Raw genomic sequence first — 16,685 nt, 5'->3', positions numbered from 1 at the left:
TGCAGGGGGGACCCTGTGGGAGAGTAGGACGCCGCCGAACAATTATTCCGGGAAAGCCCCGTGCCCTTGTGGCACGGGGCTTTTCTGCGTTCACGGCACGAATCCCGTCCGGCATGAGAGGGAAGCCGGCTCGGTGGACAGGCGAAGCGCGATCTCCTGAGCCCCCGAAGTCGTGTGAGCCGGCCGTGCAACGTGACGGCGAACGTCCCGAACCGGTGGTTCTGAGCACCCGGTGAACGGGGTATGCTTTACCTCGTTGCCGCAAGGCAGCAGGCCCCAATAGCTCAGTCGGTAGAGCGTCTCCATGGTAAGGAGAAGGTCTGCGGTTCGATTCCGCATTGGGGCTCGGTACGACGAAAGGCCCCCGCCGTCGGCGGGGGCCTTTCTCACGTCCTGACTAGTTGCTCTGCGGCTCCGGGACGCGCATGGCCAGGATGGCCATGTCGTCGGAGGCCGGCTCCGCGGCGAAGCGCTCGACGGCCCGGAGGATTCGGCCCGCCACCGCGCCGGCTGTGAGGCCCGTGCACATGGCGAGGACATCAGCCAGGCCGTCGTCGCCCAGCATGCGGGACCCCTCGCGGCGTTCGGTGACTCCGTCGGTCACACACAGGAGCACATCGCCCGGCTGCAGAGTGACCTCCTGCTCGTAGAGCTCGAGGTCCTCGATGACTCCCAGCAGCGGCTGCGGTTCGGCAGCGGCTTCCACGGAGCCGTCCTGGCGTAGACGCAGAGGGAGCGGGTGGCCGGCGCAGACCACCTTCAGGAGGGCGCTCCCGTCCTCCTGAGGCCACAACTCCCCGTAGAGCAGCGTGAGGAAGCGACTGCGGGCCCCCTCGTCCAGGATGGCGGCGTTGAGCCTCTCCAGTACCGCGGGGCCGCCGAAGCCCTCGCGTGCCAGCAGACGCAGGGCGTGCCGGGCCAGGCCCGTGACGGCTGCCGCCTCAGGGCCCGTACCGCAGACGTCACCGATGGCGAAGCCGTAGGCACCGTCACGGATGGGGAACACGTCGTAGAAGTCGCCGCCGACCTCGTTGCCCTCGCCCGCAGCGCGATAGATGACCTCGATCTCGACGTTCGGCACATCGGGCAGGCCGGGCGGCAGCAGGCTCCTCTGGAGCGACTGGCTGATGGCCATGCGCTCCGAGTACAGGCGGGCGTTGTCCAGGGCCAGAGCGGCCCGTCGGGACAGGTCCTCGGCCAGTTCCAGGATCTCCTGGCGGAAGTGCTCGTCGGAGGGCTTGCCCAAGGTGAGCATGCCGATCACACGGTTCCTCGCCACCAGTGGCAGGACGACGGTCTCGCCTCCCACAGCCGCCGCGGTGGCCAGGACGGTGCGTGCCGCCGCCCCCATGCTCAGAGGCGCGTCCTTGCCCAGGGTGCGCTTGGACGTGCGCAGAGCTGCCTGGTGACCGGCTTCCGTGGGCGCCGGCCAGATGCGCGCGCCAGGAGCCGGGACGGGGTCCGGCGGGTCGATCGAGGAGAGCAGTGCCTTCAGGCCGTCGATGCGCTCCTCGTCCTCGTGGAGGACGTAGGACAGATAGGGCTCGGAGGACTGGTCCGCGATGGTGTACACGGCGCACCACGTGGCCAGCGTGGGCACGGTCATCTGTGCCATCAGGGCCAGGGTCTGGTCCCTGTCCAGCGTGCCGGCCAGAAGGTCGGACGCTTCGACGAGGAAGGACAGCGAGCCGCGCCGCAGGCGTTCCAACTCACCGAGCCTGGCCGACTCGACGGCCAGTGCGATGCGGTCGGCGGCGAACTGCAGGCGCAGGGCCTCTTCGTTGGAGTAGCGCCCCGCCGCTTCGGCCGCGACCCCGAGGGAGCCGGTCAGCCGGCCCTCGACCTTGAGCGGGACCGTGACGACCGAACGCATCCCGGTGTCGCTGAGCAGCGGCACGGCTCCCGGTACGACGGTGAGGTCCTCGTGCACCGCCGGCATGCGGGCGGAGCCGTAGCGGCCCGTGCCGGCCTCTACGGGCACCCGTGCGAAGCGCTGGCGGGCCGAGGGGAGACCGGTGGTCGCGCGGACCTCCAGTTCCGTCTCGTCGTCGGTGGCGAGCAGCAGGAAGGCGGCATCGGCGTCCAGCATGTCGCGCGCACGCTCGACCGTGCGCTGCAACAGCCCGTCCAGGTCGTCGGGGGCGGGGGAGCCGATGAAGATCTCGAACGGATCCGTACTGCGGTTCTCGGCCGAGGCGTCGGACACGGGCGCTCGTACCGGTGTCTGGAGGACCGCGCGTTCGTAATCGCGTACGAGCAGACACACGGTGGAGGGCTCGCCGTCCGCGTCGCGGACCCTGAGGTGCGAGGCGTACACGGGGATCACACGGCCGTCCGCGCCGCGGATGCCGTAACTGCCCTCCCACCGGGAGAGCCGCAGTGCGTCGGCGATACCGGTGTTGGTTCCGGGGGTGTGCGGCCACGCCACGAAGTCGGTGAAGTGCTTGCCGTCGGCCTTCTCCGCCGCGTAGCCGAAGAGGAACGAGGCGTCCTCGTTCCACGCGGTGACGGAACCGGAGCCGTCGATCTGGACGACGGCCACCCGCACACGTTGTTCCGCCACCGGCAGCAGTGCGGTGGGCAGGACCGGGCTCGCCGAGCGGATGCCCACGGGTCGTTCGGGAAGATCGAGCTGGAACCAGACATGTTTGTGCGTCGGGGTGTACTCGACGCCCCAGCGGGACGCGAGAGCCGCGCAGAGCAGCAGGCCGCGGCCGCCCTCGCGGTCCGGGCTGCCGAAGTCGAGGCCGGAGCTCTGGAGCGGGACCTCCCGCTCCGGGTAGTGGTCGGCGACCTCTACGCGTACGCCGTCCTCGGTGCGCAGACAGAGGACGTCGGCCGCCGTGCCCGCGTGCACGACGGCATTGGTCACGAGTTCACTGGTCAGGACGACGGCGTCGTCAACGACATCCCTGTAACCCCACCCCTGAAGTGTGTCGCGTACGAAGGCGCGAGCGGTCGCGACCGAGCGTCCGACCGGATCGAAGGTGGCAGCCGCGCGCGCGGTGATCACAGCACTCCCCATATGGTGTCTCGTCGCTTCCCCGAGTCCTGTGCCCGTATATCGCCGCTTCGATTCGCCTGCCAGGCTAGACGCTCACCAGGTGTCCCGGGTACACGAGGGCAGACTTGGGTGCGCAGGGCACCCGGCGGTTGTGCGCCGGGCGCACAACTGTGGGGCCCTCGGTGAGGGAAATGGGACGACCCGGCGACCTTCCCCGCCGTCCTCTTCCGGCCTGGTACGTTTCAACGATTTGACGACCGCATAGTCACCCGTTGACGGTGTGCTGTGGCGGTGAGCCAAAGTGGAAGTGGGCAAGCTTCCGATAAAGGCCCGAGCGATACGGTCAACCCCTGCGGGAGGGACACGGTGGAGTCTGGCGTGGCGGCGCGGGGTTCAGGAACGCGCACAAAAGGCGGGCAGTCCGTGAAAAAGCAGCGCAATGGGACCATCGACGTGGACGCGGCAGCTCTGAACAGACTGCTCGCGGCCCTGGTGGCGATGCGTGACGGGAACTTCCGCCGGCGGCTCACCGTCTCCGGCGACGGCGTCCTCACGGAGATCGCGGCTGTCTTCAACGAGGTGGCCGACCGCAATCTGCATCTGACGGGTGAGCTAGCCCGGGTCCGGCGTGTGGTCGGGCGTGAAGGGAAGCTCACCGAGCGCCTGGAGACCGGTGCGTGCGAGGGCTCCTGGGCGGCGGCCATCGATGCCTCCAACGAGCTCGTCGACGACCTGGCACGGCCCGTGTCGGAGGTCGGACGCGTGCTCTCCGCGGTCGCCGACGGTGATCTCGAGCAGCGTATGGAACTGCGGACGCACGCACCGGACGAAACCGTGCGCCCCCTGCGGGGGGAGTTCCTGAAGGTCGCCCGTACGGTCAACAACCTGGTCGACCAGCTCTCCGCCTTCACCGAGCAGGTCACGCGGGTCGCGGTCGAGGTGGGCACCGAGGGCAAGCTGGGCGGTCAGGCCCAGGTCCGTGGCATGTCCGGGTCGTGGAAGGACCTCACGGACTCCGTGAACACCATGGCCTACCGGCTCACCGCACAGGTGCGTGACATCGCCCTGGTGACGACGGCCGTGGCCAAGGGAGACCTGTCACGGAAGGTCACCGTTCACGTGGCCGGTGAGATGCTCCAGCTCAAGAACACCGTCAACACGATGGTGGACCAGCTCTCCTCGTTCTCCTCAGAGGTGACCCGGGTCGCCCGTGAGGTAGGCACCGAGGGCGAACTGGGCGGACAGGCGATTGTGCCCGGGGTGGCCGGGGTCTGGAAGGACCTCACCGACTCCGTCAACACGATGGCCGGGAACCTCACGTCCCAGGTACGCGGCATCGCCGAGGTGACGACGGCCGTCGCCAACGGTGATCTGTCCCAGAAGGTCACCGTGAGCGCCCGCGGCGAGGTCGCGCAGCTCGCCGAGACGATCAACCAGATGACCGAGACGCTGCGCACCTTCGCCGACGAGGTGACGCGCGTGGCGAGCGAGGTCGGTGGTGAGGGCCTGCTCGGCGGCCAGGCCCAGGTGCCCGGCGCGGCCGGTACCTGGAAGGACCTCACCGACTCGGTGAACACGGTCTTCCGCAACCTCACGACGCAGGTGCGCGACATCGCCCAGGTGACCACCGCGGTGGCCAGCGGTGACATGACCCAGAAGGTCACCGTGGACGTGGCCGGCGAGATGCTGGAGCTGAAGAACACCGTCAACACGATGGTCGACCAGCTCCAGGCCTTCGGTTCGGAGGTGACCCGGGTCGCCCGGGAGGTCGGCGTCGAGGGCCGCCTCGGCGGCCAGGCCGAGGTACCCGGTGCCGCCGGTACGTGGAAGGACCTCACCGACTCGGTGAACACCGCCTTCCGCAACCTCACGGGCCAGGTGCGCGACATCGCGCAGGTGACCACGGCGGTCGCCAACGGTGACCTGTCGCAGAAGGTCACCGTCGATGTGGCCGGCGAGATGCTGGAGCTGAAGAACACCGTCAACACGATGGTGGCGCAGCTGTCCAACTTCGCCGACCAGGTGACGCGTATGGCCCGGGACGTGGGCACGGAGGGCCGCCTCGGCGGTCAGGCGCGTGTCGACGGTGTCTCCGGTACGTGGAAGGAACTCACCGACTCCGTCAACTTCATGGCCGGCAACCTCACCTCACAGGTGCGTCAGATCGCCCAGGTGACGACGGCGGTGGCGCGGGGCGACCTGTCGCAGAAGATCGACGTGGACGCCCGGGGCGAGATCCTGGAGCTGAAGAACACCATCAACACGATGGTCGACCAGCTCTCGGCCTTCGCCGACCAGGTGACCCGGGTCGCCCGCGAGGTGGGCACGGACGGACGCCTCGGCGGTCAGGCGCAGGTGCCCGGTGTGGCAGGCGTGTGGCGCGACCTGACCGATTCGGTGAACGGCATGGCGGGGAACCTCACCGCCCAGGTCCGGAACATCGCGCAGGTCGCCACGGCGGTGGCGCGGGGTGACCTGTCGCAGAAGATCGACGTGGACGCCCGGGGCGAGATCCTGGAGCTGAAGAACACCCTCAACACGATGGTGGACCAGCTCTCGAACTTCGCCGAGCAGGTGACCCGTGTCGCCCGCGAGGTGGGCACGGAGGGCGAACTGGGCGGGCAGGCGGAGGTCCAGGGCGTCTCCGGTACGTGGAAGGACCTCACGCAGTCCGTCAACGGCATGGCGAACAACCTGACGCTCCAGGTGCGCAACATCGCCGAGGTGACGACGGCGGTCGCGAAGGGCGACCTATCCAAGAAGATCACCGTCGACGCCAAGGGGGAGATCCTCGAACTGGTGACGACGGTCAACACGATGGTCGACCAGCTGCTCAACTTCGCCGACGAGGTGACGAGGGTCGCCCGTGAGGTGGGTACCGAGGGGATCCTCGGAGGGCAGGCCCGGGTGCGGGGTGCGACGGGAATCTGGAAGGACCTCAGTGACAACGTCAACCTGATGGCCAACAACCTGACCAGCCAGGTTCGCAACATCTCCAGGGTCTCCTCCGCGGTCGCCAACGGAGACCTGACGAAGAAGGTGACGGTCGAGGCGCGTGGCGAGGTCGCCGAACTCGCCGACACCGTCAACACGATGGTGACGACCCTGTCCTCGTTCGCCGACGAGGTGACCCGGGTGGCCCGCGAGGTGGGCACCGAGGGGGAACTGGGCGGCCAGGCACGCGTCCCGGGCGTCTCGGGCACCTGGAAGGACCTCACCGAGTCGGTGAACTCGATGGCGTCCAACCTGACCGGACAGGTGCGTCAGATCGCCACGGTGACCACGGCCATCGCCAAGGGTGACCTCACGAAGAAGATCGACATCGATGCGCGCGGCGAGATCCAGGAGCTGAAGAACACCATCAACACGATGGTCGACCAGCTCTCGTCCTTCGCGGACCAGGTGACCCGGGTGGCCCGCGAGGTGGGGACCGAGGGGCAGCTGGGCGGGCAGGCGCGGGTGCGGGACGTCGACGGTACGTGGCGCGACCTCACCGAGTCGGTGAACGAGATGGCCGGGAACCTGACCCGCCAGGTGCGCGCCATCGCGGCCGTCGCCACGGCGGTGACCCGCGGTGATCTCAACCTCAAGATCGATGTCGACGCGGCCGGTGAGATCCAGGTGCTGCAGGACAACATCAATACGATGATCGCCAATCTGCGCGACACCACGCTGGCCAACAAGGAACAGGACTGGCTGAAGGGCAACCTCGCCCGCATCTCCGGTCTGATGCAGGGCCGCCGCGATCTCGACGACGTCGCATCGCTGATCATGAGCGAGCTGACGCCGGTCGTCTCCGCCCAGCACGGCGCCTTCTTCCTGGCGATGACCACCGGCGACGGGAGTGAGGTCGGGGCGGACGCCGGCCGGGAGAGCTCGTACGAGCTGCGCATGCGTGGCAGTTACGGCTATTCGGCGGGCTCCATGCCGACCTCCTTCCGGCCCGGTGAGACCCTCATCGGCACGGCGGCCGAGGAGAAGCGGACGATCCAGGTGGACAACGTGCCGCCCGGGTACCTGAAGATCTCGTCGGGACTCGGCGAGGCACCGCCCGCGCACGTGATCGTGCTTCCGGTGCTCTTCGAAGGCCAGGTGCTCGGCGTCATCGAGCTGGCTTCGTTCCAGCCGTTCACACACATCCAGCGGGACTTCCTCAACCAGCTCGCCGAGATGATCGCCACGAGCGTCAACACCATCAGCGTGAACACGAAGACCGAGAAGCTCCTCGAACAGTCCCAGGAGCTCACCGAGCAACTGCGCGACCGCTCGCAGGAGCTCGAGAACCGGCAGAAGGCGCTGCAGGCCTCCAACGCGGAGCTGGAGGAGAAGGCGGAGCTGCTGGCCCAGCAGAACCGCGACATCGAGGTGAAGAACACCGAGATCGAGGAGGCGCGGCAGGTCCTTGAGGAGCGTGCCGAACAGCTCGCCGTCTCGATGCGCTACAAGTCCGAGTTCCTCGCGAACATGTCGCACGAGCTGCGCACACCGCTCAACTCGCTGCTCATCCTGGCCAAGCTGCTCGCGGACAACGCCGAGGGCAATCTCTCCCCGAAGCAGGTGGAGTTCGCCGAGACGATCCACGGGGCTGGGTCCGACCTCCTCCAGTTGATCAACGACATCCTCGACCTGTCCAAGGTCGAGGCGGGCAAGATGGACGTGAGTCCGACCCGGATCGCCCTGGTGCAACTGGTCGACTACGTGGAGGCGACGTTCCGGCCCCTCACCGCGGAGAAGGGACTCGACTTCTCCGTACGGGTGTCTCCGGAGCTCCCCGCCACGCTGCACACGGATGAGCAGCGACTCCTGCAGGTCCTGCGCAACCTCCTGTCCAACGCGGTCAAGTTCACCGACAGCGGCGCCGTGGAGCTGGTCATCCGGCCGGCCGGTCCCGATGTGCCCAACGCCATCAGGGAGCACCTGTTGGAGGCCGGGTCGCTGCGCGACGCCGACGGCGACCTGATCGCCTTCTCGGTCACCGACACCGGTATCGGCATCGCGTCCAGCAAGATGCTCGTGATCTTCGAGGCGTTCAAGCAGGCGGACGGCACGACCAGCCGCAAGTACGGGGGTACCGGGCTCGGTCTCTCCATCAGCCGCGAGATCGCCCGTCTGCTGGGCGGTGAGATCCATGCGGCGAGCGAACCGGGACGCGGCTCGACCTTCACGCTGTACCTGCCGCTGCACCCGAGTGAGCTGCCTCCGCAGGGCTATCCGCAGTTGGGCGCCGGCCCCGTCGAGGTCCGAGCGGGTTCCGCTGAGGGCGACCTTCGTCTGATGCCGTCGCCGGGCAACGGGACCGAGCAGCCCCTGGGTGACCCCGCCAACTCCGCCGGGGTGTTCCGGCGCCGGCGCAAGGCTCTCGGCGGAGCCGCTCAGCGCCCCGCCCTGTCGAACGGTGCGTCCGAGGAGGCGAGCGCCGCGCCGGAGGAGTGGGTGCAGAGCGCGCAGGAGGAGGCGGAGCCCCGGCGGTCGTTCCGTTTCCACGGTGAGAAGGTGCTGATCGTCGACGACGACATCCGCAACGTATTCGCCCTCACCAGCGTGTTGGAGCAGCACGGGCTTTCGGTGCTGTACGCGGAGAACGGGCGCGAGGGGATCGAAGTCCTCGAGCAGCACGACGATGTGACGATCGTACTGATGGACATCATGATGCCCGAGATGGACGGCTACGCGACCACGACGGCGATCCGGAGGATGCCGCAGTTCGCGGGGCTGCCGATCGTGGCGCTGACCGCCAAGGCCATGAAGGGTGACCGTGAGAAGGCGATCGACAGCGGAGCATCCGACTACGTGACCAAGCCGGTCGACTCCGACCACCTGCTGTCGGTGATGGAGAACTGGATGCGCGGCGAGTGACCGGGCGCGGAGAGGCGCGACGTGATCAGTCGGCCTGCTGCGCCCCGAAGGGTGTGAGAGCGCGGATTCCGGGGAACCTTCTGGTCTTCGACCGCGTTTTCCCTGTGTGCACAGTGACATCGCGGTGACAGGGTGTGGTGATGGGCGGGGTGCAGCTACCATGACCGGCACAAGGACGGACGGCGTAAGGGAGTCGTCCCCTGGGGCGGAACCCGGTGCGATGCCGGGGCGAGGAGGGCGGGCCATGATGCAGAAGGCCAAGATCCTCCTGGTCGATGACCGGCCGGAGAATCTGCTGGCGCTGGAGGCCATCCTCTCTGCGCTCGATCAGACACTGGTGCGGGCGTCGTCCGGGGAGGAAGCGCTCAAGGCGCTGCTCACGGATGATTTCGCGGTCATCCTGCTTGACGTGCAGATGCCCGGCATGGACGGATTCGAGACGGCGGCACACATCAAGCGGCGGGAGAGAACCCGGGACATCCCGATCATCTTCCTGACCGCGATCAACCACGGCCCGCATCACACCTTCCGGGGATACGCGGCGGGTGCGGTGGACTACATCTCGAAGCCCTTCGACCCGTGGGTGCTGCGTGCCAAGGTCTCGGTCTTCGTCGAGCTGTACATGAAGAACTGCAAGCTGCGTGAACAGGCTTCGCTGTTGCGGCTGCAGCTCGAGGGCGGCGCCCACCAGGGCGCCGACGACAGGGAGCCGGCCGGTCTGCTCGCCGAACTCTCGGCGCGGCTCGCCGCGGTCGAGGAGCAGGCGGAGGCCCTTTCCAAGCAGTTGGACGACGACTCGGCCGATGCCGCCGCAGTGGCCACGGCGGCCCATCTCGAGCGCAAGCTCACCGGATTGCGTCGCGCGCTCGATGCACTGGAACCCGGGACGGGCGGTTCCGCGGCCACGTTGCCCTCGCAGAGCTGACCCGCGAGGGCTGAGGGCGCGTCAGTTCGGCGCCTGTGGAGGGGCGACACGGACGGGTGAAGCCGTAGGCACACGTGTCCACCGGCGTCCGCACCGGTAACCTCGGTCCCATGGCCTCACGTACGTCCGGCAAGGGTTCCCTGGGCACGGCGGGCACCGCGAAGGGTGCCGGCCGTACGCAGGGACCGGCGAAGAAAGCCGCGCCCACCAAGAAGGCGGCGGCGAAGAAGACCACGTCGCCCAAGAAGGCACCCGCCAGAAAGGCGGCGGCGAAGAAGCTCCCGCCCAAACCCGCGCCGTCCCCCACCGGAGGCGTGTACAGGCTCGTCCGTGGAGTCTGGCTGGGTACCGCGCACGGCGTGGGGGCGGTGTTCCGTTCCATAGGGCGCGGTGCCAAGGGACTTGACCCTGCACACCGCAAGGACGGACTGGCCCTTCTGCTCCTCGGACTCGCGTTGGTCGTGGCGGCGGGTACCTGGTCGCATCTGCAGGGCCCCGTCGGCGATCTCGTCGAGATGCTCGTGACCGGGGCGTTCGGCCGGCTCGATCTCCTGGTGCCGATACTGGTGGGCGCCGTCGCCGTGCGGCTGATCCTCTATCCGGAGAAGCCCGAGGCCAACGGCCGTATCGTCATCGGGCTCTCCGCCCTCGTCATCGGTGTGCTCGGGCAGGTCCACATCGCCTGCGGTTCGCCCGGCCGTGAGGACGGCACCGGGGCCATGCAGGACGCGGGCGGGCTGATCGGCTGGGCGGCCTCGCAGCCACTCGTCTTCACGATGGGCGAGGTCCTCGCCGTCCCGCTGCTTCTGCTCCTGACGGTCTTCGGACTCCTCGTCGTCACCGCCACTCCGGTCAACGCCATCCCTCGGCGGCTGCGGCAGCTGGGTGTGCGGCTCGGCATCGTCGACCCCGTGTACGCACCCGGTGAAGAGGACGGGAGCGACGACGAGCGGTACGACGAGCAGTGGCGCGACGCGTTGCCCGAGCGTTCCCGGCGCTCCCCGGCACGGCGCTCGGAGACGGACGACTTCGACCCGGACCTCGCCGAGGGCGAGGCGCCGGCCAAGCGTCGCAGGCCCCGCCGGCCGTCCGCCCAGCCTGCGATGAACCGGAGCATGGACGCCGTGGACGTAGCGGCAGCCGCGGCAGCCGCGCTCGACGGGGCGGTCCTCAACGGCATGCCGCCGTCTCCGGTCGTCGCCGATCTCACCCAGGGTGTCTCCCCGGACCGGGGCCGGGAGCAGACCGGCACACCGGTCCCCGGCGCGCGGTCGGCGGAGAAGGCCCCGCCCGCCGGCAGGGGCGCGGAGAAGGGCACCTCGTCCTCCGGAGGTGTCCCCGATCTGACGAAGCCCGCCCCCGACCGGTCCGAGGCGCTGCCCGCCCGTGCCGAGCAACTCCAGCTCTCGGGTGACATCACGTACTCGCTGCCTTCGCTGGACCTGTTGGAGCGTGGTGGACCGGGCAAGACGCGCAGCGCCGCCAACGACGCGGTCGTCGCCTCACTGACCAACGTCTTCACGGAGTTCAAGGTCGACGCGTCCGTCACCGGCTTCACCCGTGGCCCGACCGTCACCCGGTACGAGGTGGAACTCGGTCCCGCCGTCAAGGTCGAGCGGATCACCGCCCTCACCAAGAACATCGCCTACGCCGTCGCCAGCCCGGACGTCCGGATCATCTCCCCGATCCCGGGCAAGTCCGCCGTGGGCATCGAGATCCCCAACTCCGACCGGGAGATGGTCAACCTCGGCGACGTCCTGCGCCTCGCGGACGCGGCCGAGGACGACCACCCCATGCTGGTCGCACTCGGCAAGAACGTCGAGGGTGGCTACGAGATGGCCAACCTGGCGAACATGCCGCACGTGCTGGTCGCCGGCGCGACCGGTTCCGGCAAGTCCTCCTGCATCAACTGTCTGATCACGTCGGTCATGGTGCGGGCGACGCCGGAGGACGTGCGGATGGTGCTCGTCGACCCGAAGCGGGTCGAGCTCACCGCCTACGAGGGCATCCCGCACCTCATCACGCCCATCATCACCAACCCGAAGAAGGCCGCCGAGGCACTCCAGTGGGTCGTGCGCGAGATGGATCTGCGCTACGACGACCTCGCGGCCTTCGGCTTCCGGCACATCGACGACTTCAACCACGCGGTACGCACCGGCAAGGCCAAGGCCCCCGAGGGAAGCGAGCGGGAACTCTCGGCCTACCCCTATCTGCTGGTCATCGTCGACGAGCTGGCGGACCTCATGATGGTGGCTCCGCGTGACGTCGAGGACTCCATCGTCCGGATCACCCAGTTGGCGCGTGCCGCCGGCATCCATCTGGTGCTCGCCACACAGCGCCCCTCCGTCGACGTCGTGACCGGTCTGATCAAGGCCAATGTGCCCTCGCGGCTCGCCTTCGCGACCTCGTCGCTCGCCGACAGCCGGGTCATCCTCGACCAGCCCGGCGCCGAAAAGCTGATCGGCAAGGGCGACGGGCTGTTCCTGCCCATGGGCGCCAACAAGCCGACCCGTATGCAGGGGGCCTTCGTCACCGAGGCCGAGGTCGCGGCAGTCGTCCAGCACTGCAAGGATCAGATGGCGCCGGTCTTCCGCGAGGACGTGGTGGTCGGCACGAAGCAGAAGAAGGAGATCGACGAGGACATCGGCGACGACCTCGATCTGCTCTGCCAAGCGGCCGAACTGGTCGTTTCGACTCAGTTCGGCTCGACGTCGATGCTCCAGCGCAAGCTGCGGGTCGGTTTCGCCAAGGCCGGTCGGCTGATGGACCTGATGGAGTCGCGCAACATCGTGGGTCCCAGCGAGGGCTCCAAGGCGCGTGATGTCATGGTGAAACCGGACGAACTCGACGGTGTGCTGGCCGTCATTCGCGGGGAAACCGGTTCGTAAGAGTTTTGCGGGCAACCGTTTCGCCCGGCCGTACGTCAAGTTGAAAGGAGGAGTAGCGGGATGATCCGTCTTGCGCTCAGTCCTCCGTCCTGCCCAAGGGGCTGCCCGGCGAACCCGATGGCGTACAAAGCCGTCGCTCCCGGTTGCCCCACCCTTTCGTACCACCCCTAGACTGAACATCCAGCAGGTGGCTCACGCTCGAAAGGCGCCCCCGTGTCCATCGGCAACTCCCCCGAAGACGACCGGCCTTCGATCGGTCGCGCTCTTCAGCAGGCTCGTATCGCCACAGGTCTGACGGTCGAGGAAGTCAGTAGCTCCACCCGGGTGCGCATCCCCATCGTGCACGCGATCGAGGAGGACGACTTCTCCCGCTGCGGCGGCGACGTGTACGCCCGAGGCCATATCCGTATGCTCGCCCGCGCCGTCAGGCTCGACCCCGATCCGCTGATCGCGGAGTTCGACGCCGAGCACGGCGGCCGCCCGGCGCCCACGCCCGCGGCGCCGCTGTTCGAGGCGGAGCGGATCCGCTCCGAACCCCGGCGGCCCAACTGGACCGCGGCCATGGTCGCCGCGATCGTGGCCGTGGTCGGCTTCGTCGGCTTCACGCTCTTCAGCGGCGAGGACGAGGGCTCGGGCTCGGGTTCGGCGAACGTCGCCGAAGGCTCGACACCCGACAAGACCACTCCCAAGCCCACCGCGACCAAGCCCGCAGACCCCAAGCCCGCTCCATCGGAAAGTGCCATCGCCGCCGCTCCGCGGGACAAGGTGACCGTCAGGCTCAGCGCCACCGAGGGCAAGAGCTGGATCTCGGCCAAGGATCACAACGGCCGACTGCTCTTCGACGGGCTGCTGGCCCAGGGCGACTCCAAGACCTTCCAGGACAAGGAGCGGGTCGACCTCGTCCTCGGCGACGCCGGAGCGATCGACCTCTTCGTGAACGGCAAGAAGGTCGACGACCAGTTCGAATCCGGTCAGGTCGAGCGGCTTTCCTACACCAAGGGTGACCCCGAGGTCGGCTGATCCGACTCCACCCTGCTTCTCCGACGGTGAGTGCCCGGCAGTCCTGCCGGGCACTCACCGTCTTTTTTGCCCCCGTCCGCCTTCCGTGTCACCGCTCAGCCTGTCACTCCGCGTAGCGGCGAACCCTGCTCGGCGGGCCCAGTGCCGGGACAAAGTAGTCTTGAGCCCATGCCCGAACGCCGTACCGTCGCCCTTGTCACTCTTGGATGCGCCCGTAACGAGGTGGACTCGGAGGAGCTTGCAGGCCGCTTGGCAGCGGACGGCTGGGAGCTCGTCGAGAACGCCACGGACGCGGATGTCGCCGTCGTCAACACCTGTGGGTTCGTCGAGGCCGCCAAGAAGGACTCCGTCGACGCCCTGCTCGAAGCCAATGATCTGAAGGACCACGGCAGAACCCAGGCCGTCGTGGCGGTCGGCTGCATGGCCGAGCGCTACGGCAAGGACCTCGCCGAGGCGCTGCCGGAAGCGGACGGAGTCCTCGGATTCGACGACTACGCCGACATCTCCGACCGTCTGCAGACCATCCTCAACGGTGGCATCCACGCCTCCCACACCCCGCGCGACCGGCGCAAGCTGCTGCCGATCAGCCCGGCCGAGCGGCAGGACGCCGCCGTCGCGCTGCCCGGCCACGCCCAGGAGATCACTCCGGCCCCCGCCGACCTGCCGGAAGGTGTCGCGCCGGTCTCAGGGCCGCGGGCGCCGCTGCGCCGCAGGCTGGGGACCAGCCCGGTCGCCTCGGTGAAGCTCGCCTCGGGCTGTGACCGGCGCTGCTCGTTCTGCGCCATCCCCTCCTTCCGCGGGTCGTTCATCTCGCGGCGCCCGTCCGACGTCCTCGGAGAGACCCGCTGGCTGGCCGAGCAGGGCGTCAAGGAGGTCATGCTCGTCTCCGAGAACAACACCTCGTACGGCAAGGACCTCGGCGACATCAGGCTCCTGGAGACGCTGCTGCCGGAGCTCGCCGATGTCGACGGGATCGAGCGGATCCGTGTCAGCTATCTGCAGCCCGCCGAGATGCGGCCGGGGCTGATCGACGTACTCACCTCGACGCCCAAGGTCGCCCCCTACTTCGACCTGTCCTTCCAGCACTCCGCGCCCAAGGTCCTGCGCGCGATGCGGCGGTTCGGTGACACGGACGGTTTCCTCGAACTCCTGGACACCATTCGGACGAAGGCACCGCAGGCGGGTGCGCGGTCGAACTTCATCGTCGGATTCCCCGGTGAGACGGAGGCCGACCTCGCCGAGCTGGAACGCTTCCTCACCGGCGCGCGCCTGGACGCCATCGGGGTCTTCGGCTATTCCGACGAGGACGGCACCGAGGCGGTCGGTTACGAGAACAAGCTGGACGCCGACGTCATCGCCGAGCGCCTCGCGCACATCTCGCAGCTGGCCGAGGAGCTGACCTCGCAGCGGGCCGAGGAGCGAGTGGGCGAAACCCTTCAGGTCCTGGTCGAGTCCGTGGAGTCCGACGAGGACGGGCCCGTGGCGGTGGGACGAGCCGCCCACCAGGCGCCGGAAACGGACGGCCAGGTCATCTTCACCGCACGCGAAGGGCTCGTGCCGGGCCGTATGGTCGAAGCGAAGGCAGTGGGCACCGAGGGAGTGGACCTCGTGGCCGAACACCACGAGCTAGCGGAGGCAGCCAGATGACGGGAGCCCCGGCGACCGCGGCAGGCGGCTCCGGCGCGACGCCGGCGCACCGCGGCGGCAAGCTGGGCGCGGCGGCCGTCAACCAGGCCGGACTGTGGAACATCGCGAACATCCTCACGATGCTGCGACTGCTGCTGGTCCCGGGCTTCGTGATGCTGCTCCTGCACGACGGTGGTTACGACCCGGTCTGGCGGTCGTTCGCCTGGGCGGCCTTCGCCGTCGCGATGATCACCGATGTCTTTGACGGCCATCTGGCACGGACGTACAACCTGGTCACCGACTTCGGGAAGATCGCCGATCCGATCGCGGACAAGGCGATCATGGGTGCGGCGCTCATCTCTCTGTCGTCGCTCGGGGACCTGCCGTGGTGGATCACCGGCGTGATCCTCTTCCGTGAACTCGGGATCACGCTCATGCGTTTCTGGGTCATCCGGCACTCGGTGATCCCCGCGAGCCGCGGCGGGAAGGTGAAGACCCTGGCCCAGGGCATCGCTGTGGGCATGTACGTCCTGGCGCTGACGGGCCCGCTGGCGACCCTGCGCTTCTGGGTCATGATGGCCGCCGTCGTGCTGACGGTCGTCACCGGTCTCGACTACGTACGCCAGGCGGTCGTGTTGCGCCGCCTCGGGCTCGCGGCCGAGCGGGCGGCCGCCCTGGAGGCCGTCACGGTGGCGGCGGGCCTGGAGGACGCGACCGGCGGGCGGCGTCCCGCGGAAGGCGTCGTGGACGCGGAGCCCGCCGTGGATCCGACGGGGGAGCCGCCCTGCGGGAAGCCCGTCGGAGAGCGCGTGGCGGGCGGCAGGGGCCCCGCGGAGGCGGAACGGTGACGTCTGTGGCGGCCCGGGTGCTGCACCGGCTTCAGGAGCGCGGCGAGACGCTCGGCGTCGCCGAGTCCCTCACCGGCGGTCTGGTGGCGGCCGAGCTCACTTCCGTACCTGGCGCCTCGCAGTGCTTCCGCGGATCCGTCACGGCGTACGCGACGCCCCTCAAGCGGGATCTGCTGGGCGTCGACGGCGTGCTCCTGGGCGAGCGCGGAGCGGTGGACCCTGAGGTCGCCCGGGCGATGGCCGCCGGCGTGCGCCGGGTCCTCGGTACGGACTGGGGCATCTCGACCACCGGGGTCGCGGGCCCCGAGCCGCAGGACGGCAAGCCGGTCGGCACGGTTTTCGTCGCGGTCTTCGGGCCGGACGACGTACAGAAAGTCGCCGAGCTGAGGTTGAACGGGGGGCGGGCGGACATCCGTAAGGAGAGTGTGCGGAGTCTGCTCGAACTGCTCTCCGGCGAACTCGGCGAGAATGCGGGGGCACAGGATACGGAACAGAACGGGGGGAATTGATGTTTGCAG

The 16,685-nt window shown here is 68.7% G+C and carries 8 protein-coding genes and 1 tRNA gene; 8 read left to right on the top strand and 1 reads right to left on the bottom strand.

The features are described 5' to 3' along the window. Nucleotides 1–273 precede the first annotated feature (273 nt). Nucleotides 274–346: transfer RNA gene (locus tag ABZ441_RS32165), tRNA-Thr, on the top strand. Nucleotides 347–397: 51 nt separating this feature from the next. Here the strand turns inward: ABZ441_RS32165 and ABZ441_RS32160 are convergent. Beyond that, nucleotides 398–3,025: a SpoIIE family protein phosphatase gene (locus ABZ441_RS32160; protein ID WP_358980700.1), complete on the bottom strand. Its 2,628-nt coding sequence runs from the start codon at nucleotides 3,023–3,025 to the stop codon at nucleotides 398–400. Between the two features lie 402 nt (nucleotides 3,026–3,427). Here ABZ441_RS32160 and ABZ441_RS32155 point away from each other — a divergent pair, with 402 nt between their 5' ends. The 7 genes from ABZ441_RS32155 (at nucleotide 3,428) to ABZ441_RS32125 (ending at nucleotide 16,676) form a co-directional block, all read left to right on the top strand. Next, nucleotides 3,428–8,860 (top strand): HAMP domain-containing protein, encoded by a 5,433-nt coding sequence (locus ABZ441_RS32155; RefSeq protein WP_358980698.1) that lies wholly within the window; start codon nucleotides 3,428–3,430, stop codon nucleotides 8,858–8,860. Between the two features lie 244 nt (nucleotides 8,861–9,104). Further along, nucleotides 9,105–9,785 (top strand): response regulator, encoded by a 681-nt coding sequence (locus tag ABZ441_RS32150; RefSeq protein WP_358980696.1) that lies wholly within the window; start codon nucleotides 9,105–9,107, stop codon nucleotides 9,783–9,785. A gap of 110 nt (nucleotides 9,786–9,895) precedes the next feature. After that, the gene (locus tag ABZ441_RS32145) at nucleotides 9,896–12,673 is read left to right on the top strand and encodes a DNA translocase FtsK (protein WP_358980693.1); all 2,778 of its coding nucleotides are present in this window, start codon (nucleotides 9,896–9,898) and stop codon (nucleotides 12,671–12,673) included. Nucleotides 12,674–12,886: 213 nt separating this feature from the next. Next, complete coding sequence (locus tag ABZ441_RS32140; protein ID WP_358980691.1) at nucleotides 12,887–13,693, top strand: RodZ domain-containing protein; 807 nt, start codon at nucleotides 12,887–12,889, stop codon at nucleotides 13,691–13,693. A 168-nt stretch (nucleotides 13,694–13,861) separates the two neighbouring features. Further along, complete coding sequence (rimO, locus tag ABZ441_RS32135; protein WP_358980689.1) at nucleotides 13,862–15,340, top strand: 30S ribosomal protein S12 methylthiotransferase RimO; 1,479 nt, start codon at nucleotides 13,862–13,864, stop codon at nucleotides 15,338–15,340. Continuing rightward, nucleotides 15,337–16,167 (top strand): CDP-diacylglycerol--glycerol-3-phosphate 3-phosphatidyltransferase, encoded by an 831-nt coding sequence (pgsA, locus tag ABZ441_RS32130; RefSeq protein WP_358980687.1) that lies wholly within the window; start codon nucleotides 15,337–15,339, stop codon nucleotides 16,165–16,167. Before rimO ends, pgsA begins: the two co-directional genes overlap by 4 nt. Beyond that, complete coding sequence (locus ABZ441_RS32125; protein WP_358980685.1) at nucleotides 16,164–16,676, top strand: CinA family protein; 513 nt, start codon at nucleotides 16,164–16,166, stop codon at nucleotides 16,674–16,676. Before pgsA ends, ABZ441_RS32125 begins: the two co-directional genes overlap by 4 nt. Nucleotides 16,677–16,685: the final 9 nt, after the last annotated feature.

Origin of the sequence: Streptomyces sp. NPDC005752 (genome assembly GCF_040630715.1) — a bacterium.
Lineage (GTDB): Bacteria > Actinomycetota > Actinomycetes > Streptomycetales > Streptomycetaceae > Streptomyces.
The sequence above is the reverse complement of the archived record's forward strand: the minus strand, read 5'-3'. Positions and strand labels throughout refer to the sequence as shown.